We start from the raw sequence: 24079 nt of genomic DNA, 5'->3' as shown, positions 1-24079 counted from the left end.
CCGTTACCGCGCTCACAAGAGTTCCTGAACAACGGTAACGACACCGGGCGGCGATGTGTTCCGCGGCCGCGCCCGCGGGGCGGCTACGCGGTGGCCGAGGATCCGCGGAACGCCGCGCGGTAGGAGTGGGGGCTCGTCCCGACGACGCGCTTGAACCGGTCGCGGAACGCGGTCGGCGAACCGAACCCCACCTGCACGGCGATGCGGTCGACGGAGTGCGAGGTGGTCTCGAGCAAATATTGCGCCTCATGGATCCGGATGCGGTGCAGCCACTGCAACGGTGTGGTGCCGGTCTGCTCGCGGAACCGCCGGTTCAGGGTGCGGGCGCTCATCCCGGCTCGCCGGGCGAGGTCGTCGAGCGTGAGGTCTTCGCGGCTGTTGTCGTGCATCCACCGGAGCAGCGGGTCCAGGCTGGACAGTTCCGTGGACGGGGGACGGTCGTGGACGATGAACTGTGCCTGCCCGCCTTCGCGTTCCAGCGGCATCACCGACAGCCGGGCGGCGTCTGCGGCGACGGCGGATCCGTGATCGGAGCGGATCATGTGCAGGCACAGGTCGAGGCCCGCCGCCGCACCGGCCGACGTCAGGAACTGGCCGTTGTCGACGTAGAGCACGGCCGGGTCCACGTCGATCAGGGGGTGGCGCGCGGCGAGGAGGTCGGCCGCCGCCCAGTGCGTCGTCGCCCGGCGGCCGTCGAGCAGTCCGGTGGCGGCCAAGGTGAACGCTCCCACACAGATCGACGCGATCCGGGTGCCGCTGCCGGCCGCCCGGCGCAGCGACCCGAGTACGTCGGACGGAATTGGGGCGGTCGGGTCGGCGAGTCCCGGCAGGATGATCGTGTCTGCCGTGTCGAGCGCGCGCAGATCCCAGGGCGCGCGGAGTGTGAACGCACCGGCGTCCACGTCTCCGTCCGGTGCGCACACCTTCACCCGGTAGGCGGCGCGTCCGTCCGGCAACCGGGTGCGGCCGAACACCTCGACCGGGGTGGCGAGGTCGAACGCGATCACCCCGTCGAGCGCCAGGACCGCCACGGTATGCATGGCTACAAACTACGCAGTCGACGGGTTCTCGCCAACCGCATGTGAAGAGCGGGAAATTAGTTACCAACCTGGTGCTATCGAGAGATATCGGCTGGCGAGAATCCGTTGCAACGTGGCGGAAATGCCAGTTCTCCAGGCGCGATCGGCTGGCTAGCGTCATCACGGCCCCGTGCATTCGGCAGGGGGCACGTCGCGAAAGGTCCCACCGATGCATGTCCAGATCGCGCTGTTCGACGGCTTCGACCCGCTCGACGTCGTCGCTCCCTTCGAGGTGCTGCACGCAGGTGGGCTGTACGCCGCAGGCGCGGTGACCGTCGCACTGGCGTCCGCCGAGGGTGCGCGCGACGTTCCCAGCGGAACGGGTTCGCTCAGCCTGCGCGCCACCGAACTGCTCGACACTTCCAGGGCCGACGTGATCCTCGTGCCGGGCGCCTCGGGCCGGGTGGAGGAGAGCGCCGACGGTGACGACACCATCCCGAAAATTCTGGGGCGGACCCTCGAGACGCGGCTTCCCGACATACTGCGGGAGGCCTGCGCCGACCCGGACCTGATCGTCGCCACCGTCTGCGGCGGATCGCTGGTGCTCGCGATGGCCGGCCTGATCGAGGGGCGCCACGCCGTCACCCATCACCTGGGGATGGATCTGCTCGACGCCACCGGGGTGGTCGCCGTCGACGCCCGGGTCGTCGACGACGGCGACCTCGTCACCGCGGCCGGCGTCACCTCCGGACTCGACCTCGCGCTGTATCTGCTCGAGCGGGAGCTGGGACCGCGCATCGCGCACGCCGTCGAGCAGTTGTTCGCCCACGAGCGTCGCGGCACCGTCTGGCGGCCCCGCGGCCTCGAACCCACCACCATCTGAGGAGTGCAGCCATGTCCGTCGAAGGCACCTGGAACGTCGTGATCGCCACCCCCATCGGAAAGCAACGCGTCGAGCTGACGTTCTTCACCGAGGACGGCGAACTCCGCGGTTTCGCCCGCGGTGACGCCGAAGAAGTGCCGCTCACCGATCCTGTCCTCGACGGGAACCGGCTCACCTGGGCGCAGTCCATCACCAGGCCACTGCGACTGCACCTGAAGTTCGACGTCCTCGTCGACGACGACGAGATGACGGGGAAGTCGACCGCGGGGCGTCTCCCCAGCTCGAAGGTCAGCGGCCGGAGGTCGGTGCCCGACCGATAGGCTGGATCACCGTGCGCCCCTCACTCGATTCATACGCCCATCTGGCCGGTGGCAAGGTCCGCGACCTCTACACGATCGACGACGAGCACCTCCTGTTGGTCGCGAGCGACCGGATCTCCGCCTACGACCACGTCCTCAGCACCCCGATCCCGGACAAGGGGCGGGTGCTCACCGCGATGAGCGTCTTCTTCTTCGGCGTCCTCGGCGGCAACAACCACCTGGCCGGCGAAGCCGACGACAGCCGGATCCCCGAAGAGGTCCTCGGCCGCGCGCTGGTGGTCCGGAAGCTGAACATGGTCCCGGTCGAGTGCGTCGCCCGCGGCTACCTCACCGGATCGGGGCTGATCGACTACAACGAGACCGGCTCGGTCTGCGGAGTCGCACTGCCCGAGGGACTGGTGGAAGCGAGCCAGCTTCCCGACCCGATCTTCACCCCCGCCAGCAAGGCCGAACTCGGCGAGCACGACGAGAACATCAGCTTCGAGGCCGTCGTCGAGAAGGTCGGTCAGGATCTGGCCGTGAAACTGCGCGACGACACCCTCGACGTCTACGGCCGGGCATCCAACTTCGCCGCGGACCGGGGCATCATCCTCGCCGACACCAAACTCGAATTCGGACTCGACGCGCAGAACAACCTGATTCTCGCCGACGAGGTCCTCACCCCCGACTCGTCGCGGTACTGGCCCGCCGACGGCTACGAGGCCGGGAAGGTGCAGCCGAGCTTCGACAAGCAGTTCGTCCGCAACTGGCTCACCAGTCCCGAATCGGGCTGGGACCGGGCATCCGACACCCCGCCGCCGCCACTGCCCGCGGAGATCGTGGAGGCCACTCGCGCGCGGTACATCGAGGCGTACGAGCGGATCTCGGGTCTGTCGTTCGCGGACTGGGTGGGCTGAACCATGACCACCGAAGGCGCAAAGCTCACCCCGCCGGTCGCGAAGAAGGTCGCCACCGAACGTGTCCACCACGGACACACGTTCGTCGACGAGTACGAGTGGCTGCGCGCCAAGGAGGACGCCGAGGTCGTCGCGTACCTCGAGTCCGAGAACGCGTACACCGAGCAGCAGACCGCGCATCTCGCGCCGCTCCGCGACCAGATCTTCCAGGAGATCAAGTCCCGCACGCAGGAAACCGACATGTCGGTTCCCACCCGCATGGGCGACTGGTGGTATTACGCCCGCACCATCGAGGGCAAGCAGTACGGCGTCCAGTGCCGGGCCCCGATCGCGGGCGCCGACGACTGGACCCCGCCGGAACTGACCCCGGGCGTCGAACTGCCCGGTGAGCAGGTTCTGCTCGACGGCAATGCCGAGGCCGAGGGCCACGACTTCTTCTCCGTCGGTGCCTTCTCCCTCAGCCACGACGGCACGCTCCTCGCGTACTCGGTCGACGTGGTCGGCGACGAGCGCTACACGCTGCGGTTCAAGAACCTCGAGACCGGGGACCTGCTGCCCGACGAGATCCCCGACACCGCCCCCGGCGTCACCTGGGCGATCGACCACAGCCACGTCTTCTATCTCACCGTCGACGACTCCTGGCGTCCCGACACCGTGTGGCGGCACAAGCTCGGCACCGACCGTGCGCAGGACGTCACCGTGTTCCACGAACCCGACGAGCGGTTCTGGGTGTCGGTCGGGTCCACCCGAAGCGAGAAGTACCTCATGATCTGGGTGGGGTCGAAGATCACCAGCGAAGGCTGGGTGCTCGAATCGGAGAATCCCGAGGGCGAGTTCCGGGTGGTGCTGCCGCGCCGCGAGGGCGTCGAGTACGGCGTCGAACACGCGGTCGTCGCCGGCGAAGACCGCTTCCTGATCATGCACAACGACGTCGTCGACGGGGAGAAGGCCGAGAACTTCGTGCTCGCCGAGGCGCCGGTGTCCGACCCGACGTCGCTGACCATCCTCATCCCGCACCGCTCCGACGTGCGGTTGGAGGAGGTCGACGCGTTCGCCGATCACCTGGTGCTCGGGTACCGCCGGGAGGCGCTGACCCGGCTCGCCGTCTGGCCGCTCGGCGAGAACGGCTACGGCGAGTTCACGGAGATCGAATTCGACGAGGAACTGTTCAGCGTCGGGCTCGGCGCCAACCCGGAATGGCGGCAGCCGACACTGCGGATGGCGTTCACGTCGTTCATCACGCCCGGCCAGGTGTTCGACTACGTGCTGTCGACGGGTGAACTCGCGCTGCGCAAGTCGCAGCCCGTGCTCGGCGACTTCGACGCAGACAACTACGAGCAGCAACGCGACTGGGCGGTCGCCGACGACGGGACGCGCATCCCGCTCTCGATCGTCCGGCGCAAGACGGACGGCACCGAGGCTCCCGCCCCCACGCTCCTCTACGGGTACGGCTCGTACGAGGCCAGCATGGACCCCGCGTTCTCGGTCGCCCGGCTGTCGCTGCTCGACCGCGGCGTGGTGTTCGTGGTCGCGCACGTGCGCGGCGGCGGCGAGATGGGCAGGCACTGGTACGAGACCGGCAAGACGCTCACGAAGAAGAACACCTTCACCGATTTCGTCTCGAGCGCACGGCATTTGATCGACACCGGCCGCACCACACCGCAGCTGTTGGTCGCCGACGGCGGCAGCGCGGGCGGCCTGCTGATGGGTGCGGTGGCCAACCTGGCCCCCGAACTGTTCGCCGGCATCCTCGCCAACGTGCCCTTCGTGGACCCGCTGACGTCGATCCTCGACCCCACGCTGCCGCTGACGGTCATCGAATGGGACGAGTGGGGCAACCCGCTGGAGAACCCCGAGGTCTACGAATACATGCGCTCGTACAGTCCGTACGAGAACGTCGAGGCCAAGGACTACCCGGCGATCCTGGCGATCACCAGCATCAACGACACCAGGGTGCTGTACGTCGAACCGGCGAAGTGGGTCGCCAAACTGCGGGCCACCAAGACCGGTGACTCGCCACTTCTCCTCAAGACGGAGATGAGCGCCGGGCACGGCGGCGTCAGCGGACGCTACGAGAAGTGGAAAGAAGTAGCGTTCGAATTCGCCTGGGTGCTCGACACGATCGGCAACTAGGTACCGCGTCACCCGCGCCGGGGGTCCGATCCCGGCGTGCGGTTCGTGTCGGCGGGCGAGGCGGAAGTCGGCTTGTCAGGCCACTTTCCGTCTCGCCGCACTCAGATGCAGAAGCTGATACTGGCCGAACCCAGAGGCAGGTTGAGGCAGACCGCGATGGAACCGACTGCCGGTGTCGGTGACGGTGCCGCGGGTGCGGCGATCGCTGCGGGGGCAGCGAGGGCGCCGAGTGACAGGGTCATTGCGATCGCGGCGAGTGTGGTGGCAATTCTGCTAGACATTGTGACGGTCCTTGACTGAGTGGCTACGAGCCGGAGGTGACTCCCCTCAATCGTCCACCGATGTGATGCAGGTCACAACCTCTCGCGAGAACCGATCGTCTTGGCAACAGTTATCGGGTTCGATACGGGGGCCGGCTTCGTTACGGGATCAGCGCAGTGCGTACCGGATCTGCGGGCGCCCCGCCCGGCCGTACTCGGTGTGCCGGGTGAGCACACCGTCGTCGGCGAGACGTTCGAGATACCGCCAGGCCGTGACCCGGGAGACCCCGATGCCTGCCGCCACCTCGGCCGCCGTCAGCGGTCCGGCCGCCTCCCGGACGCAGGCGGCGACGTGGTCGAGGGTCTGGGGTGCAACGCCTTTCGGGGACGCCGCGCGCTCGTCGGAGGTGCGCAGGGCAGACATCGCCCGGTCGATGTCGTGCTGACTCAGCGCATTGCTTCCGGCGGGCAGGGCGTCGCGGAATTCCCGGTACCGCTCCAGTTTGTCGCGGAACGCCGCGAACGTGAACGGCTTCAGGAGATACAGCGCGATGCCGCGCGCCACCGCGGTGCGGACCATCTCGAGGTCGCGCGCCGAGGTCACGGCGATCACGTCGGGACTCGGCCGCACGCCGCTCAACGCCGCGGCCACGTCGAGTCCGCTCGCGTCCGGCAGGCCGATGTCGAGCAGCACCAGATCGATGGGGTCGTCACCGGCGTTCGCGGCGGCGACCGCGCGCATGGCCCCGCTGCCGTCGTGGACGACGGTGTGGACCGAAAAGCCCGGAACGCGTTCCACATACGCGCGATGAGCCTCGGCGATGAGCGGTTCGTCCTCGACGATCATCACCCGGATCACGAGGCGGCCCCCTCGATCGGGATCTCGACGACGATCATCGATCCGAGCGACGGCTCCGTGCGGATCGTCCCGCCGTGCCGGGCCACCACCTGGGCGACCAGTGCCAGCCCGAGCCCGCGCTGACCCGACTTGGTGGAATAGCCGCGCGTGACCGCCTTGTCGAGTTCGTCGGCGGGAATGCCGGGCCCGCTGTCGGCCACCCGCACCACCATCGTCGAATCCTCCTGACGGACCGTCACTTCCACCCACGCCTCCTCGCCGGGGGACTCTGCCGCGCCGCGGGCGGCGTCGATCGCATTGTCCACGAGATTACCCACCAGCGTGACGAGTTCACGCGCGCTGAGCGGCGCCACGGGCCCGAGGGCGGTGTCCTCGGTGACGGTCAGGTCGACTCCACGTTCTGCGGCCACCCCGACCTTGCCGAGCAGCAGTGCGGCCAGGGCCGGTTCGTGCACTGCCGCCATCAGGCGGTCGATCAACTCCTGTGACAACCGCAGATCCTCGGTGGCGAACGCGATGGCATCGTCGTACCGGCCCAGTTCGACCATCGTGATGATCGTGTGCAGGCGGTTCGCCGATTCGTGGGCCTGTGACCGCAGCGATTCCGCGAATCCGCGGACGGAGTCGAGTTCGCCCATGATGCTTTGCAATTCGGTGCGATCACGCAGGGTCAGCACGGTGCCGAGCCGCTGCCCCTCCCACGTCACGGGTTCCCGGCTGACGAGCAGCACGCGGTCCGCGGTCACGTGCACCTCGTCGCGGGAGTCGCCCTCCTGGGACTGCCGCAGCGACTCCGGCAGCGCGGCCACCGGGACGGGGCCCTCCGAGAGGCCGAGGAGCCGGCGCGCCTCGTCGTTGACCACCTCGGCCCGCGCCGTGTCACCGCTGTCGCGGCCGAGGACCACCAGTCCCTCGCCGATCGAGTGCAGGACGGCGTCGTGATGCTCGTACATCTGCCGCAGTTCGTCCGGCGCCATCCCCAGCGTCTGACGGCGCAGGCGCCTGCTCAGCAGGAACGAGCCGGCCGCCGACACCGCCAGGCCGATCGCGGCGACCGCGAAGATCGTCGGCAGGCTCGCGGCGAACTGGTCGCCGATCTTCGCCCGGGTGACGCCGACGGACACCAGGCCCGCGATCCGGTCGCCGTCGTACACCGGTGTCACCGCCCGGATCGACGGTCCCAGCGAACCGGCGTACGTCTCCGTGAACGTCTCCCCGCGGAGCGCGCGCTCGATGTTCCCGGAGAACACGCCGCCGATCAGCTCCGGGTTGGTGTGGGTGAAGCGGATGCCGGCGGGGGTCATCACGACGATGAAGTCGGTGCCTGTCGCGGCGCGGATCCGCTCGGTCTGCGGCTGGAGCACGGCCGTCGGGTCGGGGGAGCGCAACGCCTCCACGGTGCCGTCCGACAGCGCGAGCGTCGTGGCGACGGCGGTGACGGCCCGTCGCGTGGTCTCGTCGCTGTCGCGACGCTGGTCGACGATGGCCAGCGCCGTCCCGGCGGCGATGACCAGCACCAACACCACGAGCTGCAGGAGAAAGAGCTGCCTCGCGACGCTCATGTGCCGTCTCGGCGGATGGTGAGGCAATGCATTTCTCCTGAACGTAATGAACACAAACTTCACCAGCCAAGCGATCGCTTAGAAGATTCTTCCAAGACGTGATCGCGGTCACTAGCCGGCCTCACCGATCAGCTTGCCACTCGAATTGGAGGACAATCCCATGAGTACTGCGACAGGGAAGACGAAGAAACGCGACCGGACCCACTGGTTGTACATGGGGGTCATCGTCGCCGTCGTCGCGGGCATCCTCGTCGGGTGGCTGGCTCCGGGAGTCGGCAAGTCGCTCGGCGTGCTCGGCACGATGTTCGTCGACCTGATCAAGATGATGATCAGCCCGGTCATCTTCTGCACGATCGTGCTCGGCATCGGGTCGGTGAAGGCCGCCGCGAAGGTCGGCAAGGTCGGCGGACTCGCCCTCACCTACTTCATCGGGATGTCGACCGTCGCCCTCGGCATCGGACTGGTCGTGGGCAACCTGCTCGACCCGGGGACCGGCCTGAACATCAGCGCCGACACCGCGAGCACCGGCGCGGCGCTCGCCGAGAAGGCCCACGGCGCCGGTGGCACCATGGACTTCCTCCAGTCGATCATCCCCACGTCGCTGATGTCGGCGCTGACCGAGGGAAGCGTGCTGCAGACCCTGTTCGTCGCTCTGCTCGTCGGCTTCGGACTGCAGGCACTCGGCAAGCAGGGTGAACCGATCCTGCGCGCAGTCGGCTCCGTCCAGAAGCTCGTCTTCAAGATCCTGTCGATGATCCTGTGGCTCGCCCCGATCGGTGCGTTCGGCGCCATCGCGAACGTCGTCGGCCAGACCGGTCTCGGCGCCGTCGTCCAGCTCGCCACGCTCATGCTCGGCTTCTATCTGACCTGCCTGATCTTCGTGTTCGGTGTCCTCGGATCCGTGCTCCGCGTCGTCGCAGGCGTCTCGATCTTCAAGCTGGTCCGGTACCTGGCCCGCGAGTACCTGCTGATCTTCGCGACCTCCTCGTCCGAGTCGGCCCTGCCCCGCCTGATCGCCAAGATGGAGCACATCGGCGTCGAGCGCACCACCGTCGGTGTCGTCGTCCCCACCGGCTACTCCTTCAACCTCGACGGCACGGCGATCTACCTGACCATGGCCTCGATCTTCATCGCCGACGCAATGGGCCAGCCGCTGTCCTTCCCCGAGCAGCTGTCGCTGCTGGTGTTCATGATCATCGCGTCCAAGGGTGCTGCCGGAGTCAGCGGCGCCGGGCTCGCCACCCTCGCGGGCGGCCTGCAGAGCCACCGTCCCGAACTGCTCGACGGCGTCGGCCTCATCGTCGGTATCGACCGGTTCATGTCCGAGGCCCGCGCGGTCACGAACTTCTCCGGAAACGCCGTCGCCACCCTGCTCGTCGGTTCCTGGACCAACACGATCGACAACGAGCGCGTCCGCACCGTCCTCGACGGCAAGCTCCCGTTCGACGAGTCCACGATGGTCGACGACGACCACGGCGACGTCGCCGAAGAGCAGGTCACCGAGAGCCCCGCAGGCGACGAGCAGAAGGTGCTCGTGAAGAGCTGACACCCCTCCGAAGGAAACCTCTGTGCGCCCGGGCGATTCGAAGCCTGGGCGCACAGACGTTTGTTGGCTACGTTGGTGCGCATGACGACACCTGTTCAGAACATCGGCATCAACACACTCGGCGGCACACCGACGTCCCTCGGCGAATACGACGGCCGCGCCGTCCTCGTGGTGAACGTCGCCTCGAAGTGTGGACTCACCCCGCAGTACAAGGGCCTCGAGAAGCTCGCCACCGACTACGCCGACCGCGGCCTGACCGTGATCGGCGTCCCGTGCAACCAGTTCATGGGCCAGGAACCCGGCACCGCCGAAGAAATCGAAACCTTCTGCTCCACCACCTACGGCGTCACGTTCCCGCTGCTCGAGAAGATCGAGGTGAACGGTGACAACCGGCACCCGCTCTACGAGGAACTGACCAAGGCCACCGACGCCGAAGGCGCCGCCGGCGACATCCAGTGGAACTTCGAAAAGTTCCTCGTCGCACCCGACGGCACCGTCGTCAAGCGGTTCCGTCCCCGCACCGAACCCGACGCCCCCGAGGTCGTCGAGGCCATCGAGGCCGTCCTGCCGAGGTAGGCGGCTCCGCCGCTCGTGCGCCTTTCTGGTAGCTCCCACTACCGGAAAGGCGCACGAGCTTTGCCCTGTGTTCACGTTCACCTGTCACGCTGGGCCCATGACCGGACAGCTGATCGTGTCGGTGTCGGGGATCAAAGACGAGACGCGCGACTTCGCGGCCGCGTTCGCCGAGGAGATGGATGCGCGCGGCGTGCCGCTGTCGCTGCTCGTCGCCCCACGCCTGAAAGACAAGTATCGACTGGTCAACGACCCCGCGACGCAGGACTGGCTCCGCGCGCGCCGATCCCGCGGCGACGCCGTCGTCCTGCACGGATACGACCAGGCCGCCACCAAGCGCCGTCGGGCCGAGTTCGCCGCGCTGCCCGAACACGAGGCGCGGCTGCGACTGCTCGCGGCCGACCGGGTGATGGAACAGACGGGGCTGCGCACCCGGCTGTTCGCCCCGCCCCGCTGGCTGGCGTCGCAGGGCGCGGTCGCGGCACTGCCGTCCGCCGGGTTCCGGCTGCTGGCCGCGATGACCGCCATCCACGACCTCGACCGCGGGACGTCGGTGCGGTCGCGGGTACTGGGGATCGGGGAGGGATTCCGCGCCGAACCGTGGTGGTGCCGGGCCCTCGTCCTCGGCTCCGGCCGCACCGCCAAACGCGGGGGCGTGGTGCGCCTCGCCGTCACCGCGAAGCAACTGGGCACGTCGGGTCCGCGGCAGGCGATGCTCGACGCCGTCGACCTCGCGCTCTTCCACGACGCGCGGCCCGACGTGTACCGCTGGGAGCGGCGGATTTCGCATATCGGTGCCGCCTGACCCGTGAGTACTTCTTAACCGCCGGCGGTTGAGAAGTACTCACGGGGCCGTCAGGCCACCTCGACGCTCGACTCGCTCGGCATCGTGCGGAACTCGGTGCCCTCGGGTGCCATGTCCGTGTAGCGGCCGTAGAAGATGCCGGTGGCCTCGTTCGCGATGATCGCCTGGTGGATGGGCACCGCGACCCGCGGTGCGACGGCCCGCAGGTAGTCGATGGCCTCGGAGATCTTCAGCCACGGCGCCGCGGCGGGCAGGGCCAGCACGTCGACCTTCTGATCGGGGACGAACAGGGAGTCGCCGGGGTGCATCAGCCGGGCCGGGTTGGTGGCGTCGCCGAGGAGGAACGCCGTGTTGTCGATCACCGGGATGTCGGGGTGGATCACCGCGTGTGTCCCGCCGGTGCCGGTGACGTGCACGTCGCCGATGTCGAACTCGTCGCCGGCGTGCACTCCCGTCCATGCGCCGCCGAGTTGCGCCGCGGTCTGCGGGTCGGAGTACAGCGCTGCACCGGGGTTCGCCTCGACGAGGGCGGGCAGTCGTTGCTGGTCGACGTGGTCGGGGTGCTGGTGGGTGACCAGGATCGCGTCCAGTCCGGTGATGCCCTCGAACCCGTGCGAGAAGTTGCCCGGATCGAAGAGGATGGTGGAACCGTTCAACTCGACGAGGACGCAGCTGTGGCCGAAGTGAGTCAGTCGCATGAATTCGAGTATGCGCCTGCATGCATGGCTCGTCCCGTTCGTCCGATGCGAACCGCAGGCAGGTAGCCCGGTAAACTTCCGGGTGCCCGGTGTTCCACTCTGGGCTCGCGCACTACTACAAGGAGCAGCACGTGGCCCGTGTCGTCGTCGAAGTCATGCCCAAGGCCGAGATTCTCGACCCCCAGGGGCAGGCCATTGTCGGAGCGCTGCCGCGGCTCGGCTTCGCTGGAGTTTCCGATGTCCGTCAGGGCAAGCGCTTCGAGCTGGAGGTCGACGGCAGTGTCGACGACGCTCAGCTCGAGAAGATCGCCGAGGCCCTGCTGGCCAACACGGTGATCGAGGACTGGACCGTGAGGCGCGTCGAAGCATGAGCGCCCGCGTCGGAGTCATCACTTTCCCCGGCACCCTCGACGACGTCGACGCCGCCCGCGCCGTGACCCTTGCCGGCGGCGAGGCCGTGAGTCTGTGGCACGGCGACGCCGACCTCAAGGGTGTCGATGCCGTCATCGTCCCCGGTGGCTTCTCCTACGGCGACTACCTGCGGTGCGGCGCCATCGCGCGGTTCGCGCCCGTCATGGGCAAGGTCGTCCAGGCCGCGCAGGGTGGCATGCCCGTCCTCGGTATCTGCAACGGCTTCCAGGTTCTGTGCGAAGCGGGCCTGCTGCCCGGCGCGCTCACCCGCAACGAGGGTCTGCACTTCATCTGCCGCGACGAGTGGCTGAAGGTCGAGGCCACGTCGACGGCGTGGACGTCGCGCTACGAGACGGGTGCCGAGATCCTCGTCCCGCTCAAGTCCGGCGAGGGCCGCTACCAGGCTTCGGCGAACGTCCTCGACGAACTCGAGGGCGAGGGCCGCGTGGTGTTCCGCTACGTCGGCGACAACCCGAACGGTTCGCAGCGCGGCATCGCAGGTATCTCCTCGGCCAACGGCCGCGTGGTGGGTCTGATGCCGCACCCCGAGCACGCCACCGAGGCCCTCACCGGTCCCAGCGACGACGGACTCGGCATGTTCTATTCCGTCCTCGACAGCGTCATCTCCGCCTGATCCGATCGGCGCCGTGCGGGCCCTCGGCCACGCACGGCGCCGCCAGGCCGTTCCTATTTGACGGCGCGGATCACCACGATTTCCTCGACGGTCTGTCCGGCCTCGATGAGCCCTCGACGTTCGAGCATCTCCCGCCGTTCGACGAGGACGGGTCCGAACGGGATCTCGGCCGTCGCGGCGACGTCGACCGTCATGTTCTGCTCCTCGAGCATCGTCAGCGTCTTCTCGACGCCGCTCAACCCGGACTGCGCGAGCAGCAGAACCCCGCCGTCGACGAGTAGGTCGGGGGCCTGGAGGCAGATCCGGTCGAGCAGTGCGCGTCCGTTCTTTCCCGCGTCCCAGGCGCGCGCCGGACCGCGGTCGGGCACGGTGTCGACGGGTGCCGGGACGTACGGCGGGTTGGACACGACGAGGTCGAACCGGTCGTCGCGGACGTGTTCGGTGAGGTCTCCGTGGATCACCCGGATCCGGTGCCCACGGGCGAGCGCATTGAGCCGGATGCTGATCGCCGCCCGCCTCGACACGTCCACCGCGGTCACCCGGCCCGCACCGGCGGCCGCGGCGGCCACGCTCAGCGCACCGGTCCCGGCGCACAGATCGAGTACCCGGGAGTGGGGACCGAGTGGCTCCGCCGCCAGGACACCGGCCAGCAACTGCGTATCGTGTTGCGGGCGATAGACTCCGGGAAGGCGTAGCAGCATCGAAGACTCCTCGGTTGCCGGGCGCATCGGCGTATACCAACCGAGTGCCACTGGGCGCTCACCGTGGACGCCGTGCGTCTGATTACCGAACAGTTACCCCACTCGCCGTCGCGCCAATCACGCAGTCGGGTCCGACGCCCGCGGCGGGGGTCCGGAAGACGCGCGGAACCCGAGGCGAACTGGCACGATCGACGGGTGACGTACACCGAGCAGTTGCGTGATCTCGCGGCCCGGCACGGGGTGGCGACGTCGTATCAGGGTTGGGACAAGCAGCGTCACGACGTGGGTGACGAGACGCTCCGCAGCGTCCTCGCGGCGCTCGACGTCCCCGCCGCAACGGAGGACGAGGTGCGGCGCGCCCTGTCCGAGTGCGAGGTGGCGCCGTGGCGGCGGATGCTGCCGCCCGTCGTCGTCGGAACGGACGGATCCGAGACCCGTTTCGTGGTCCACGTCCCGCACGGCGAGAACGTGGACGTCACCATCGACACGGAGTCGGGCGGGACCGTCCGGGCCCGCCAACTCCAGGTGTGGGTCGATCCGCGGGAGGTCGACGGTGTTCTGGTGGGGCGCGCGACGTTCGCCGTGCCCACCGAGGTTCCGTGCGGATGGCACACGGTCCGGGCCTCCACTGCGGGCACCTCCTCCTCGTGCACGCTGGTCGTGACACCGGCGCGGTTGTCCACGTCCGACGCGCTGCGCGACCGCAGGCGCTGGGGTGTGCTCACGCAGTTGTACTCGATCCGGTCGCGTCGTTCCTGGGGTGTGGGCGATTTCGGCGACCTCGCGGATCTCGCGTCGATCTTCGGTTCCGTCCACGGCGCCGACTACGTTCTCGTCAATCCGCTGCATGCGGCGCAGCCCCGGCCCCCGATCGAGGCGTCGCCGTACCTGCCGACCACCCGCCGCTACGTCAACCCGCTGTACATCCGCGTCGAGGACATCCCGGAGACGGCGTACCTGTCGACGCGACGTCATGCGCGGATGCGCGACGCCGCAGCGCGATTCGCGCGGGCGAACGACCGGTCCGACCGGATAGCCCGCAACCCGTCGTACCGGGCCAAACTCCGGGTGCTCGAACGGGTCTTCCGGGTCGAGCGCAGCCCGAGCAGGCAGCACGCGTTCGAGGAGTTCTGCCGCGTCGAGGGTGACGGGCTGCGGGACTTCGCGACCTGGTGCGCACTCGCCGAGAAACTGCCGCCCGGCGACCCCCGCTGGCGGACGAAGGCGCACGCGCCGGACAGCGATTGGGTGCAGGCGCAGCGGCGCAAGCTCGCGCCGCGGGTCGAGTTCTACTCGTGGCTGCAATGGGTGTGCGACGAACAGCTTTCCGGCGCACAGGCCGCGGCCCGCGCGGCGGGCATGGACATCGGGATCGTGCACGATCTGGCCGTCGGGGTGCAGCGCGGGGGTGCGGACGCGTGGTCGCTGGGAACGGCTCTGGCAGAGGGCATTACCGTCGGCGCTCCTCCCGACGACTTCAATCAGCAGGGCCAGCAGTGGAATCAGCCGCCGTGGAGGCCCGATCGGCTGGCGGAACTGGGGTACGCCCCGTACCGCGACATGCTGCGCACCGTCCTGAAGCATGCGGGCGGCCTGCGGGTCGACCACATTCTGGGGCTGTTCCGGCTGTGGTGGATCCCCGCCGACGCGCAGACGCCCGCCGACGGAACGTATGTCACGTACGACCACGAGGCGCTCATCGGGATCCTCGCGCTCGAGGCGGAGCGGGCGGGCGCCGTGGTGATCGGCGAGGACCTCGGGGTCTTCGAACCCGCGGTGCAGGACTACCTCGCCGAGCGCGGCATCCTCGGGACCTCGATCCTGTGGTTCGAGCACGACGGCGAGCGGCCGACGCCCCCCGAGAAGTACCGGACGCTGTGCCTGACATCGGTGACCACGCACGATCTTCCGCCGACCGCCGGGTACCTCGCCGGCGAGCACATCGAATTGCGGTCACGGCTCGGGCTCCTCGAACGCGACCTCGAACTGGAGAAGGAACACGACGCGCAGCAGCGTGAGGCCGTCCTGCAACTGGCGCGAGACCGCGGATTGCTGGCGGACGACGCGTCGATACCAGACACCGTGAAGGCGCTGTACCGGCTGATCGCCCGGAGTCCGTCGCTGCTGTCGGGTGTCGCGCTCGCCGACCTGGTGGGGGAGTACCGCATCCAGAATCAGCCGGGCACCGACGAGACCCAGTATCCGAACTGGAAGATCCCCCTCGCCGACGCGTCCGGGCGCGTCGTCCACGTCGAGGACCTCGCGCACGGCGATTTCGGGTTCGTCGAGGACGCAACCCGCACCTAGGGCGCGAGGGCGCGCATCGCCAGGTCGACGACGGCGTCCGCGTGCTCGTGGGTGAGGGGATGGGCTCCGGACTGCCAGCGGTAGAACATCGGTGCCATGAACAACTCGAAGGCCAGCGCGAGGTCGACGTCGGACCGCACCTGCCCGGCGTCCTGCGCCGAGCGGAACCGCGTGGCGACGAACTCGAACTGCGGCCGGTGGATCCGTTCGACGATCTGTTCGCGCAGGGCCGGGTCCTGCAGCGATTCGATGGACAGCGCCCGGAACAGCGGTTCGAAATCGGGGGACGTGAACTCGTCGACGGTCGCGCGCAACACCATTCTCATGTCGGCCGCGAGGTCACCCGTGTCGGGCAGCGCCAGGGCCTCCTCGGCCCCGGCCGCGTTCTGTTCGTGCAGGGCGTCCACGACGAGTGCGCCCTTGGACCGCCACCAGCGGTAGATGGTCTGCTTCCCGACCTTCGCGCGCGCGGCGATGCCCTCGATGCTGATCTTCGCGTAGGGCTGTTCGCGGATCAGCTCCTGCGTGGCCTGCAGGATCGCGGCGCGGGACCGTTCGGATCGGCGGGGATTGTCGGCGGACGGCATGACCGGATCCTAGATCAGACGAGACGTATCGTCTTGACTTGGCTGCGTCCCAGTGTAAACATGTAGCGAGACGGACCGTTCCGTCTCGAAAAGGATGAAGATGACCCGCTCACACATCGCCATGGTCAGCATCCCGGCGCCCGGGCACGTCAACCCCAGCCTGGAGATTCTGCGAGAACTCGTCGCGCGCGGGCACCGCGTGACGTACGCCAACGACGTCGCCGTGAAAGACGTCGTCGAGAGCACCGGAGCGGAATTCAAGGAGTACGCCTCGACGTTGCCGCGCGTGAACACCGGGGGCGCGGCGGACGAGTCCGGGAAGTCCTGGGACGGCGACACCATCGATCACCTCACCCTGTTCCAGGCCGAGTACGAGTCGATGCTGCCGCAACTGCGGAGACTGTACGAGGACGACCGCCCCGACCTGTTCCTCTACGACATCGCAGGAGGTCCCGCCCGCGTCCTCGCCGAGGAATGGGGCGTGCCGATCGTGCAACTGTCGCCGACGTACGTGGCCTGGGAGGGCTACGAGAACGACATGAAATCGTTCGTGGACACCATGCGGGCCGACCCGCGCGGTGCCGCACTGTACGAACGGCAGGGGAAACTGCTGCGGGACAACGGTGTCGAGACCGACCCGGACGAGTTCTACGGGCGCCCGGCCCGGGCGGTGGTACTGATCGCGAAATCGATGCAGCCCAACGCCGACCGCGTGAACGAGGACGTCTACACGTTCGTCGGACCGGCCCTGCCCACCCGGCGGCCCGCCGACGGCCGGTGGGAGCGCCCGGCAAGCGCGGGCAAGGTGCTGCTCGTCTCGCTCGGCACCGCGTTCACCGATCACGCCGACTTCTACCGCCGCTGCATCGAGGCATTCGGCGACCTCGCCGGCTGGCGCGTCGTCCTGCAGATCGGGCAGCACGTCGACGCCGGCGAACTCGGCACCGTGCCCGGCAACGTCGAGGTCCACCGCTGGGTGCCGCAGTTCGACATCCTCGGCCAGGCCGACGCGTTCCTCACCCACGCCGGCATGGGCGGGTCCAGCGAGGGCATGTTCACGGGCACCCCGATGATCGCCGCCCCGCAGGCCACCGACCAGTTCGAGAACGCCGACGCGCTCGTCGCCGCGGGAGTGGCGGTGCGCGTGGACAGTTCGGAGGTGTCCGCGGCCGGACTGCGGGATGCGCTCGCGCAGGTCGACGCCGAGCCGGTCCGTCGCCGCAGCGCGGAGCTCGCCGCCGAGTTGCGTTCTGCCGGTGGAGTGGACGCAGCCGTCCGGGTCGTCGAGGAGTTCCTGTGAAGCCGCGAAACGTGTCGGTGGTCACGTCTACTCTGCGGGCATGGCACTCACACTCGGCATGATCACGTTCGACACCACCGACCCGGGGCCGCTCGCGAAGTGGTGGGCGAAGCAGACGGCGGGCACGGTCGAGCAGGAGAACGACGGCTGGTTCTACGTCGTCGCCCTCCCGGATTCCGCGCAGAAGCTGGCGTTCCAGAAGGTCGACGATCCCACTCCGGGGAAGAACCGCATCCACCTCGACCTGGCGTCCGAAGACCTCGACGGCGAGGTCGGCAGGCTGAGTGCCGACGGCGCGACGGAGGTCGCGCAGCACGAGATGGGCGGTTTCCGATGGGTCACGCTCGCCGATCCCGACGGCAACCAGTTCTGCGTCTCGGGTCCCCACGCGTGACAGCGGGTCCTGCATGATTGATCCCATGCCTTCCACTACGTGGGCCGACGCCCAGGGACTCTGCACCTTCGTCGATGCCTCACCGTCGCCGTTCCATGTGTGCGCGACGGTATCGATGTTGCTGACCGGCAACGGTTTCACCGAGTTGCACGAGACCGACTCGTGGCCCGGCGAGCCCGGCCGGTACTTCCTGGTGCGCGGCGGATCCCTCATCGCATGGAGCACCGAGGGGGTGGGCCGGACGGCGCCGTTCCGCATCGTCGGCGGGCACACCGACAGCCCGAACCTGCGCGTCAAGCAGCACCCCGACCTCTCGTCGGCGGGGTGGCAACTGGTGGGACTCGAACCGTACGGCGGCGCGTGGCTCAACTCGTGGCTCGACCGCGACCTGGGCATCTCCGGGCGGCTGAGCGTGCGGGCGGGCAACACGGTGGAGGAGAAGCTCGTCCGCGTCGACGAGCCGATCCTGCGCGTCCCGCAACTGGCCATCCACCTGTCCGAGGACCGCAAGGGCGTGCACCTCGACCCGCAGCGCCACCTCAACGGCGTGTGGGGCGTGGGTACCGAACGCCGGTCGTTCATCGACTTCGTCGCCGAGCGGGCGGAGGTGTCTGCCGACGCGGTGCTCGGGTGGGAACTGATGACCCACGATCTCGCGCCCAGCGCCCTGGTCGGAACCGAACAGGACCTCGTCAGCGCGCCGCGGCTCGACAACCAGGGCACCTGCTACGCGGGCACCCAGGCGTTGCTGTCGGCGGCCGAGCGTCCCGGGGATCAGGTGCCGGTGCTCGCGCTGTTCGACCACGAGGAGGTGGGGAGCATGTCCGATCGGGGCGCGTTCTCCGATCTGCTGAGCACTGTCCTCGAGCGCATCGTCCTCGGCCGCGGGGGCGGGCGCGAAGAATTCCTGCAGACGATGGCCGGGTCGATCTGCGCGTCCGGGGACATGGCGCACGCGACGCACCCCAACTACCCGGACCGGCACGAGCCCGCCCACCACATCGCCGTCAACGGGGGACCGGTGCTCAAGGTCAACCAGAACCTGCGCTACGCCACCGACGCGGCCGGGGCCGGTGCGTTCGCGCTCGCCTGCGACCAGGCCGGTGTGCCGCTGCAGCGGTACGTGCACCGGGCCGATCTGCCGTGCGGTTCGACCATCGGCCCGATCACGGCGTCCAGGACCGGGCTGAGCACCGTCGACGTCGGAGCCGCGCAGCTCGGAATGCATTCCTCGCGGGAGCTGATGGGCGCCCGTGACGTGCGGGCCTATTCCGACGCCCTTGCGGCCTTCCTCACACCGACGGCGTGACGGGGAGGGGCGAGGAGCGCCAGGTCGGTGCCGGAACGAGCCGCCGGATAGACTGACGTACGGCTCGTCGCCACCCGGCTTGCGCCGACCGTGACTCCCGGCTTGCCTCTCTTGACTCCCGTAGGGAAGGGACCCCACCTCCAGTGTCAGCACACCCGGTCGATACCGTCACCGCCGCCACCGCGACCCCCGACGTCGCACAGCCTTTCAAGGAGCTGGGTCTCAAGGACGACGAGTACGCCCGCATCAAGGAGATCCTGGGCCGGCGCCCCACCGAGGCCGAGCTCGCGATGTACTCGGTGATGTGGAGTGAGCACTGCTCCTACAAGTCGTCCAAGGTGCACCTGAAGTACTTCGGTGAGACCACGACCGACGAAATGCGTTCCTCGATGCTCGCGGGCATCGGCGAGAACGCCGGCGTCGTCGACATCGGCGACGGCTGGGCGGTCACGTTCAAGGTCGAGAGCCACAACCACCCCTCCTACGTGGAGCCCTACCAGGGCGCGGCCACCGGCGTCGGCGGCATCGTCCGCGACATCATGGCCATGGGCGCGCGGCCCATCGCCGTCATGGACCAGCTGCGTTTCGGTGCGGCGGACGCCCCCGACACCCGTCGCGTCGTCGACGGTGTGGTGCGCGGCGTCGGCGGCTACGGCAACTCGCTCGGCCTCCCCAACATCGGCGGCGAGACCGTCTTTGACGAGTCGTACGCCGGTAACCCGCTGGTCAACGCCCTGTGCGCCGGAACCATGCGCGTCGAGGACCTGCACCTCGCGTTCGCGTCCGGTGCCGGCAACAAGATCATCCTGTTCGGTGCGCGCACCGGCCTCGACGGCATCGGCGGCGTGTCCGTGCTCGCGTCGGAGACGTTCGACGGCGACGAGTCAGGGGACGAACACGAAGCCGAAGGCGGAGCTGGAGCATCGAAAAGCCGGAAGAAGCTCCCGGCGGTGCAGGTGGGTGACCCGTTCACCGAGAAGGTGCTCATCGAGTGCTGTCTCGAGCTGTACGCCGCAAAGCTCGTGGTCGGTATCCAGGACCTCGGCGGCGCCGGGCTGTCCTGCGCCACGTCCGAGCTGGCCGCGGCCGGCGACGGCGGCATGCACATCAACCTCGAGCAGGTCCCGATGCGGGCCACCGGCATGACCGCCGCCGAGGTGCTGTCCAGCGAGTCGCAGGAACGCATGTGTGCGGTCGTCACCCCCGAGAACGTCGACGCGTTCATGGAGGTCTGCAAGAAGTGGGACGTCCTCGCCACCGACATCGGTGAGGTCACCGACGGCGATCGGCTCACCATCTCCTGGCACGGCGAGACCGTCGTCGACGTGCCGCCGCGCACCGTCGCCCACGAGGGCCCGGTGTACGAGCGCCCCGTGCAGCGTCCCGCGAGCCAGGACGCCCTGGTCGCGAACACCACCGCCGGCCTGAAGCGTCCCGAGTCCGCCGACGAGCTGAAGGCGACGCTGCTGAAGATGCTCGCGTCCCCGGCGCTGTGCAGCCGCAAGTGGATCACCGAGCAGTACGACCGTTACGTGCGCGGCAACACCGTCCTTGCCGAGAACGCAGACTCCGGTGTGATCCGCGTCGACGAGAAGACGGGCCGCGGTATCGCGCTCGCCACCGACGCGTCCGGCCGCTACACCTCGCTCGACCCGTACTCCGGTGCGCAGCTCGCCCTCGCGGAGGCGTTCCGCAACGTCGCCGTCACCGGCGCCACCCCCAAGGCCGTCAGCAACTGCCTGAACTTCGGATCCCCCGAGGACCCGGGTGTCATGTGGCAGTTCCAGCAGGCCGTCCGCGGTCTGGCGGACGGCTGCGCGAAGCTCGGCATCCCCGTCACCGGCGGCAACGTCAGCTTCTACAACCAGACCGGTTCGACCGCGATCCTGCCCACCCCGGTGGTGGCCGTGCTCGGCGTCATCGACGACGTGCACCGCCGCATCCCCACCGGTCTCGGACTGGAACCGGGCGAGACGCTGATCCTGCTCGGCGACACCCGCGACGAGTTCGACGGGTCCATCTGGTCCCAGGTCGAGCACGGCCACCTCGGCGGCGTGCCGCCGAAGGTCGACCTCGACCGGGAGCAGTTGCTGGCCGACATCCTCCTCGCGGCGTCCCGCGACGGCCTGGTGTCCGCGGCGCACGACCTGTCCGAGGGTGGTCTCGCGCAGGCCGTCGTCGAGGCCGCACTGGCCGGGGAGACGGGCTGCCGCATCCTGCTTCCCGACGACGCCGATCCGTTCGTCACGCTGTTCTCGGAGTCTTCGGGACGGGTGCTCGTCGCGGTTCCGCGCACCGAGGAAACTCGCTTTACGGGTATGTGCACGGCCCGTAACCTCCCGTGGGTGCGCATCGGTGTGGTCGACGAGGGCTCCGATTCCGTCGAGGTCCAGGGCCAGTTCTCGGTCTCGCTCGACGAGCTGCGCACGACGTTCGAGGGAACTCTGCCGGCATTGTTCGGGTGATGAATGGTCGAATCGGGGGCGTTGGAGAGGGTTGACAGGGGGCCGCGGGAACTCTCGCGGCTGGTCGATCCTGCTCTCCTCCACGGTCCCCGACTCGACCGGACCTGGCGTTTCCTCCGCCTCGATTTCACCGGTATCGCGTTCGCGACGCTGTTCTTCTGCTGGTCGCTGACGCCGTCGCTGCTGCCCCGCGACTGGCTGTTCCAGGGGCTGATCGGCGGCATCAACGCCGCGATCGGTTACGCGGTGGGAACGGCGATCGGCTGGCTGGTCCGCCGCTACGTCCTGAAGAACCGGTCGTGGTGGCCGCTGCCGGAACCGTGGTCCACGGGCCTGCGCGTGCTCGTGACGGTGACGTGCGTGTCGGTGAGTCTCGTGATGCTCGCATACTCCGCGGCGTGGCAGCGTGAACTCGCCGCGCTGATGGGGGCGGAGGGCACCACCACCACCGGCTACATCCGCACCGGGGGTCTGAGCCTGCTCGTGGGTGCGGCGATCATCTCGGTGTGGCGGCTGACGCGCGAACTGGTGCGGTGGATCGCGGGACGACTCATCCGGCGGTGGCACCTCGCGATCCCCACGGCCACCACCGTCGGCATCCTCATCGTGACGGTGCTGTTCTTCCTCCTCGTGGACGGTGTCCTGATGCGCGGCATCTACGCCGCCACGAACGCGGCGTTCAGCCTGCAGAATTCGACCACCCGCGACGGCGTCGAGCAGCCGCTCGACCCCGAGAAGTCCGGTAGCCCGGAGTCGTTGGCGCCCTGGGACACCCTCGGGTACGAGGGCCGGAACTTCGTGTCCCGCGGCCTGGACGCCGACGAACTCACGGCAGCCAACGGCACACCGGCCAAGGACCCGATCCGGGTCTACGCGGGACTCGAGACCGCCGAGGACCCCGACGAACGCATGGACATCGTCATCGACGAACTCGAGCGGACCGGTGCGTTCTCACGCAAGGTCCTCGTCGTCATCCCCACCACGGGCACGGGCTGGGTCAATCCCACTGCGGCGCAGGCGATCGAGTTGGTCCACAACGGTGACACGGCGCTCGTCGCAAGCCAGTACTCGTTCCTGCCGAGCTGGATCTCGTTCCTCGCCGACCGGGAGAAGGCCGCCGAGGCGGGAAAGATGCTGATCGACCGCGTGCACGAACGGTGGTTGCAGGAACCCGAGGCGACCCGCCCCAAGCTGCTCGTCTACGGCGAGAGCCTCGGCACCCAGGCGGGGGAGGGCGCCTTCGACACGCTGAGCGACATCCGGCAGACCGTCGACGGCGTGCTGTGGGTGGGGCCGCCCAACTCGAACCGGCTGTGGGGTCAGCTCGTTCAGCGCCGCGACCCGGGCAGTCCCGAGGTGGACCCCGAGTACGCGGCGGGCCTGGTGGTGCGGTTCGCCGACGACTCCGCCGACATGGTCGAAGACCCGGGGGAGTGGTTGTCGCCGCGCATCCTGTACGTCCAGCACCCGTCCGATCCGGTCGTGTGGTGGTCGCCCGACCTCGCGTTCACCCGTCCCGACTGGTTGAAGGAACCACCGGGTGACGATCGTTCGCCGTCGATGAAATGGTTTCCGTTCGTGACGTTCTGGCAGGTGTCGGCCGACCTCACGAATGCCGCCGGGGTGCCGGACGGGCACGGCCACAATTACGGGACCCTCGTCCTCGACGGCTGGATCACGGTCGCGCAGCCCGAGGGGTGGACGCCCGCCGACACCGAACGCGTCCGGTCCACCCTCGAATCCCTCGCGGGCTCGGAGGGTCCGGAGAAGTGAGCAGGCTCGCGTCCGTGGCCGGTGCGGCGGCGGCCGTGCTGTGGAACAACGTGGTGCTGCCCGGTTCGGGACTCGGCCCGTACGGGCGGGCCGTCGCGGGCGGCGCGCTCGGACTGTCGGCGGTGGGAGCCGCGCGGGCCGGGGGGTACGGCGTCGACGAACTCGGGCTGTCCGCGTCGGCGGTGCGGTCCGGGCTGCGGTACGGCTCCGTGGTGTCGGTGCTCCCGCTCGCCGGATACGCGATCGCGCTGAGCGTGCCCGCCGCGCGCGGGCGGATTGCGGCAGGCGAGCGCGTCACCGATGTCGCCGGCTGGGTGGGGTTCCGGATCCCGGTGGGGACCGTCGTGCACGAGGAACTGCTGTTCCGCAGCGTCCTGTCCGCCGTGCTGCGCCGGGGCTGGACGCCCACCCCGGCGTACGCCCTGCACGCTGTGACGTTCGGGTTGTGGCACGTGCGCGCGGCCCGTATCGCCGGTGACCCGATCGCCGCGAGCATGCTGCTCACCGGTTCCTCCGCGCTGCTGTTCGAGTGGTTGCGACGGCGCAGCGGCAGCGTGGTAGCCCCTGCACTGCTGCATCTTTCGGTCAACGTCGGCGGGGTGGTGGCCGCCGAGGTCGCGCGGGCCCGCACAGTAGATTGAGCG

23 protein-coding genes are annotated in these 24079 nt (G+C 68.9%); 16 read left to right on the top strand and 7 right to left on the bottom strand.

Features of this window, described 5'->3' with window-relative positions:
• Nucleotides 1-83 precede the first annotated feature (83 nt).
• A complete protein-coding gene (locus CA951_RS15840) occupies nucleotides 84-1040 on the bottom strand; it encodes a GlxA family transcriptional regulator (protein WP_087557725.1) in 957 nt (318 codons plus the stop codon).
• Between the two features lie 208 nt (nucleotides 1041-1248).
• Here CA951_RS15840 and CA951_RS15835 point away from each other — a divergent pair, with 208 nt between their 5' ends.
• Genes CA951_RS15835 through CA951_RS15820 form a run of 4 tightly spaced genes read left to right on the top strand, consistent with a single transcriptional unit; the run spans nucleotide 1249 to nucleotide 5251 of the window.
• Nucleotides 1249-1902 (top strand): DJ-1/PfpI family protein, encoded by a 654-nt coding sequence (locus tag CA951_RS15835; RefSeq protein WP_087557724.1) that lies wholly within the window; start codon nucleotides 1249-1251, stop codon nucleotides 1900-1902.
• A gap of 11 nt (nucleotides 1903-1913) precedes the next feature.
• Nucleotides 1914-2222, top strand: a complete 309-nt coding sequence (locus tag CA951_RS15830) for a hypothetical protein (RefSeq protein ID WP_087557723.1) — start codon at nucleotides 1914-1916, stop codon at nucleotides 2220-2222.
• An 11-nt stretch (nucleotides 2223-2233) separates the two neighbouring features.
• Entirely contained in the window at nucleotides 2234-3118 is an 885-nt protein-coding gene (locus CA951_RS15825) for a phosphoribosylaminoimidazolesuccinocarboxamide synthase (RefSeq protein ID WP_087557722.1), read from the top strand.
• 3 nt (nucleotides 3119-3121) lie between these two features.
• Nucleotides 3122-5251 (top strand): S9 family peptidase, encoded by a 2130-nt coding sequence (locus CA951_RS15820; protein ID WP_087557721.1) that lies wholly within the window; start codon nucleotides 3122-3124, stop codon nucleotides 5249-5251.
• Nucleotides 5252-5352: 101 nt separating this feature from the next.
• Here the strand turns inward: CA951_RS15820 and CA951_RS15815 are convergent, their stop codons facing one another.
• The 3 genes from CA951_RS15815 to CA951_RS15805 form a co-directional block, all read right to left on the bottom strand.
• A complete protein-coding gene (locus CA951_RS15815; protein ID WP_087557720.1) occupies nucleotides 5353-5532 on the bottom strand; it encodes a hypothetical protein in 180 nt (59 codons plus the stop codon).
• A 148-nt stretch (nucleotides 5533-5680) separates the two neighbouring features.
• Nucleotides 5681-6370 carry a response regulator gene (locus CA951_RS15810; RefSeq protein ID WP_087557719.1) on the bottom strand — a complete coding sequence of 230 codons (690 nt, stop codon included), beginning with the start codon at nucleotides 6368-6370 and terminating at the stop codon, nucleotides 5681-5683.
• The gene (locus CA951_RS15805; RefSeq protein ID WP_087557718.1) at nucleotides 6367-7932 is read right to left on the bottom strand and encodes a sensor histidine kinase; all 1566 of its coding nucleotides are present in this window, start codon (nucleotides 7930-7932) and stop codon (nucleotides 6367-6369) included. The genes CA951_RS15810 and CA951_RS15805 overlap by 4 nt, the downstream gene beginning before the upstream one ends.
• A 160-nt stretch (nucleotides 7933-8092) precedes the next feature.
• Here CA951_RS15805 and CA951_RS15800 point away from each other — a divergent pair, with 160 nt between their 5' ends.
• The 3 genes from CA951_RS15800 (at nucleotide 8093) to CA951_RS15790 (ending at nucleotide 10856) form a co-directional block, all read left to right on the top strand.
• Nucleotides 8093-9478 carry a cation:dicarboxylate symporter family transporter gene (locus CA951_RS15800; RefSeq protein WP_087557717.1) on the top strand — a complete coding sequence of 462 codons (1386 nt, stop codon included), beginning with the start codon at nucleotides 8093-8095 and terminating at the stop codon, nucleotides 9476-9478.
• Nucleotides 9479-9559: 81 nt separating this feature from the next.
• The gene (locus CA951_RS15795) at nucleotides 9560-10054 is read left to right on the top strand and encodes a glutathione peroxidase (RefSeq protein WP_087557849.1); all 495 of its coding nucleotides are present in this window, start codon (nucleotides 9560-9562) and stop codon (nucleotides 10052-10054) included.
• 97 nt (nucleotides 10055-10151) lie between these two features.
• On the top strand, nucleotides 10152-10856 hold the full coding sequence (locus tag CA951_RS15790) for a DUF2334 domain-containing protein (protein WP_087557848.1): 705 nt from the start codon (nucleotides 10152-10154) through the stop codon (nucleotides 10854-10856).
• Between the two features lie 50 nt (nucleotides 10857-10906).
• Here CA951_RS15790 and CA951_RS15785 read toward each other — a convergent pair whose 3' ends face one another.
• A complete protein-coding gene (locus CA951_RS15785) occupies nucleotides 10907-11554 on the bottom strand; it encodes an MBL fold metallo-hydrolase (protein WP_087557716.1) in 648 nt (215 codons plus the stop codon).
• 131 nt (nucleotides 11555-11685) lie between these two features.
• Between CA951_RS15785 and purS the strand changes: the two genes are divergently transcribed.
• Nucleotides 11686-11925 carry a phosphoribosylformylglycinamidine synthase subunit PurS gene (gene purS, locus CA951_RS15780; RefSeq protein ID WP_005244409.1) on the top strand — a complete coding sequence of 80 codons (240 nt, stop codon included), beginning with the start codon at nucleotides 11686-11688 and terminating at the stop codon, nucleotides 11923-11925.
• Nucleotides 11922-12599 (top strand): phosphoribosylformylglycinamidine synthase subunit PurQ, encoded by a 678-nt coding sequence (purQ, locus tag CA951_RS15775; protein ID WP_087557715.1) that lies wholly within the window; start codon nucleotides 11922-11924, stop codon nucleotides 12597-12599. Before purS ends, purQ begins: the two co-directional genes overlap by 4 nt.
• Nucleotides 12600-12652: 53 nt before the next feature.
• Here purQ and CA951_RS15770 read toward each other — a convergent pair whose 3' ends face one another.
• Nucleotides 12653-13300, bottom strand: coding sequence for a HemK2/MTQ2 family protein methyltransferase (locus CA951_RS15770; RefSeq protein ID WP_087557714.1), 648 nt, complete (start codon nucleotides 13298-13300; stop codon nucleotides 12653-12655).
• Between the two features lie 195 nt (nucleotides 13301-13495).
• Here CA951_RS15770 and malQ point away from each other — a divergent pair, with 195 nt between their 5' ends.
• Nucleotides 13496-15607, top strand: coding sequence for a 4-alpha-glucanotransferase (gene malQ / locus CA951_RS15765; protein WP_087557713.1), 2112 nt, complete (start codon nucleotides 13496-13498; stop codon nucleotides 15605-15607).
• Here the strand turns inward: malQ and CA951_RS15760 are convergent.
• The gene (locus tag CA951_RS15760; protein WP_087557712.1) at nucleotides 15604-16194 is read right to left on the bottom strand and encodes a TetR/AcrR family transcriptional regulator; all 591 of its coding nucleotides are present in this window, start codon (nucleotides 16192-16194) and stop codon (nucleotides 15604-15606) included. The two genes, malQ and CA951_RS15760, sit on opposite strands and share 4 nt — an antisense overlap.
• Nucleotides 16195-16288: 94 nt before the next feature.
• Here CA951_RS15760 and CA951_RS15755 point away from each other — a divergent pair, with 94 nt between their 5' ends.
• From CA951_RS15755 to CA951_RS15730, 6 genes are all read left to right on the top strand, one after another.
• Nucleotides 16289-17494, top strand: a complete 1206-nt coding sequence (locus CA951_RS15755; RefSeq protein WP_087557711.1) for a macrolide family glycosyltransferase — start codon at nucleotides 16289-16291, stop codon at nucleotides 17492-17494.
• A gap of 40 nt (nucleotides 17495-17534) precedes the next feature.
• The gene (locus tag CA951_RS15750) at nucleotides 17535-17888 is read left to right on the top strand and encodes a VOC family protein (RefSeq protein WP_087557710.1); all 354 of its coding nucleotides are present in this window, start codon (nucleotides 17535-17537) and stop codon (nucleotides 17886-17888) included.
• Between the two features lie 25 nt (nucleotides 17889-17913).
• A complete protein-coding gene (locus CA951_RS15745) occupies nucleotides 17914-19197 on the top strand; it encodes a M18 family aminopeptidase (protein ID WP_087557709.1) in 1284 nt (427 codons plus the stop codon).
• Between the two features lie 143 nt (nucleotides 19198-19340).
• Nucleotides 19341-21662 (top strand): phosphoribosylformylglycinamidine synthase subunit PurL, encoded by a 2322-nt coding sequence (gene purL, locus CA951_RS15740; protein WP_087557708.1) that lies wholly within the window; start codon nucleotides 19341-19343, stop codon nucleotides 21660-21662.
• Nucleotides 21663-21665: 3 nt separating this feature from the next.
• On the top strand, nucleotides 21666-23435 hold the full coding sequence (locus CA951_RS15735) for an alpha/beta-hydrolase family protein (RefSeq protein WP_087557707.1): 1770 nt from the start codon (nucleotides 21666-21668) through the stop codon (nucleotides 23433-23435).
• A complete protein-coding gene (locus CA951_RS15730) occupies nucleotides 23432-24076 on the top strand; it encodes a CPBP family intramembrane glutamic endopeptidase (protein ID WP_087557706.1) in 645 nt (214 codons plus the stop codon). The genes CA951_RS15735 and CA951_RS15730 overlap by 4 nt, the downstream gene beginning before the upstream one ends.
• Nucleotides 24077-24079 lie beyond the last annotated feature (3 nt).

It is taken from the genome of Rhodococcus sp. NCIMB 12038 (genome assembly GCF_002165735.1).
Classification (GTDB): domain Bacteria; phylum Actinomycetota; class Actinomycetes; order Mycobacteriales; family Mycobacteriaceae; genus Rhodococcus_F.
This window is presented reverse-complemented; position numbering and strand designations above follow the sequence as displayed.

Bases quoted from the DNA above. Each gene is read 5' to 3' on its own strand.
- CA951_RS15840 (WP_087557725.1), bottom strand. From the start codon at position 1,040: ATGCATACCGTGGCGGTCCTGGCGCTCGACGGGGTGATCGCGTTCGAC.
- CA951_RS15835 (WP_087557724.1), top strand. From the start codon at position 1,249: ATGCATGTCCAGATCGCGCTGTTCGACGGCTTCGACCCGCTCGACGTC.
- CA951_RS15830 (WP_087557723.1), top strand. From the start codon at position 1,914: ATGTCCGTCGAAGGCACCTGGAACGTCGTGATCGCCACCCCCATCGGA.
- CA951_RS15820 (WP_087557721.1), top strand. From the start codon at position 3,122: ATGACCACCGAAGGCGCAAAGCTCACCCCGCCGGTCGCGAAGAAGGTC.
- CA951_RS15815 (WP_087557720.1), bottom strand. From the start codon at position 5,532: ATGTCTAGCAGAATTGCCACCACACTCGCCGCGATCGCAATGACCCTG.
- CA951_RS15805 (WP_087557718.1), bottom strand. From the start codon at position 7,932: ATGAGCGTCGCGAGGCAGCTCTTTCTCCTGCAGCTCGTGGTGTTGGTG.
- CA951_RS15800 (WP_087557717.1), top strand. From the start codon at position 8,093: ATGAGTACTGCGACAGGGAAGACGAAGAAACGCGACCGGACCCACTGG.
- CA951_RS15795 (WP_087557849.1), top strand. From the start codon at position 9,560: ATGACGACACCTGTTCAGAACATCGGCATCAACACACTCGGCGGCACA.
- CA951_RS15790 (WP_087557848.1), top strand. From the start codon at position 10,152: ATGACCGGACAGCTGATCGTGTCGGTGTCGGGGATCAAAGACGAGACG.
- CA951_RS15785 (WP_087557716.1), bottom strand. From the start codon at position 11,554: ATGCGACTGACTCACTTCGGCCACAGCTGCGTCCTCGTCGAGTTGAAC.
- purQ (WP_087557715.1), top strand. From the start codon at position 11,922: ATGAGCGCCCGCGTCGGAGTCATCACTTTCCCCGGCACCCTCGACGAC.
- CA951_RS15770 (WP_087557714.1), bottom strand. From the start codon at position 13,300: ATGCTGCTACGCCTTCCCGGAGTCTATCGCCCGCAACACGATACGCAG.
- CA951_RS15760 (WP_087557712.1), bottom strand. From the start codon at position 16,194: ATGCCGTCCGCCGACAATCCCCGCCGATCCGAACGGTCCCGCGCCGCG.
- CA951_RS15755 (WP_087557711.1), top strand. From the start codon at position 16,289: ATGAAGATGACCCGCTCACACATCGCCATGGTCAGCATCCCGGCGCCC.
- CA951_RS15750 (WP_087557710.1), top strand. From the start codon at position 17,535: ATGGCACTCACACTCGGCATGATCACGTTCGACACCACCGACCCGGGG.
- CA951_RS15745 (WP_087557709.1), top strand. From the start codon at position 17,914: ATGCCTTCCACTACGTGGGCCGACGCCCAGGGACTCTGCACCTTCGTC.
- CA951_RS15735 (WP_087557707.1), top strand. From the start codon at position 21,666: ATGGTCGAATCGGGGGCGTTGGAGAGGGTTGACAGGGGGCCGCGGGAA.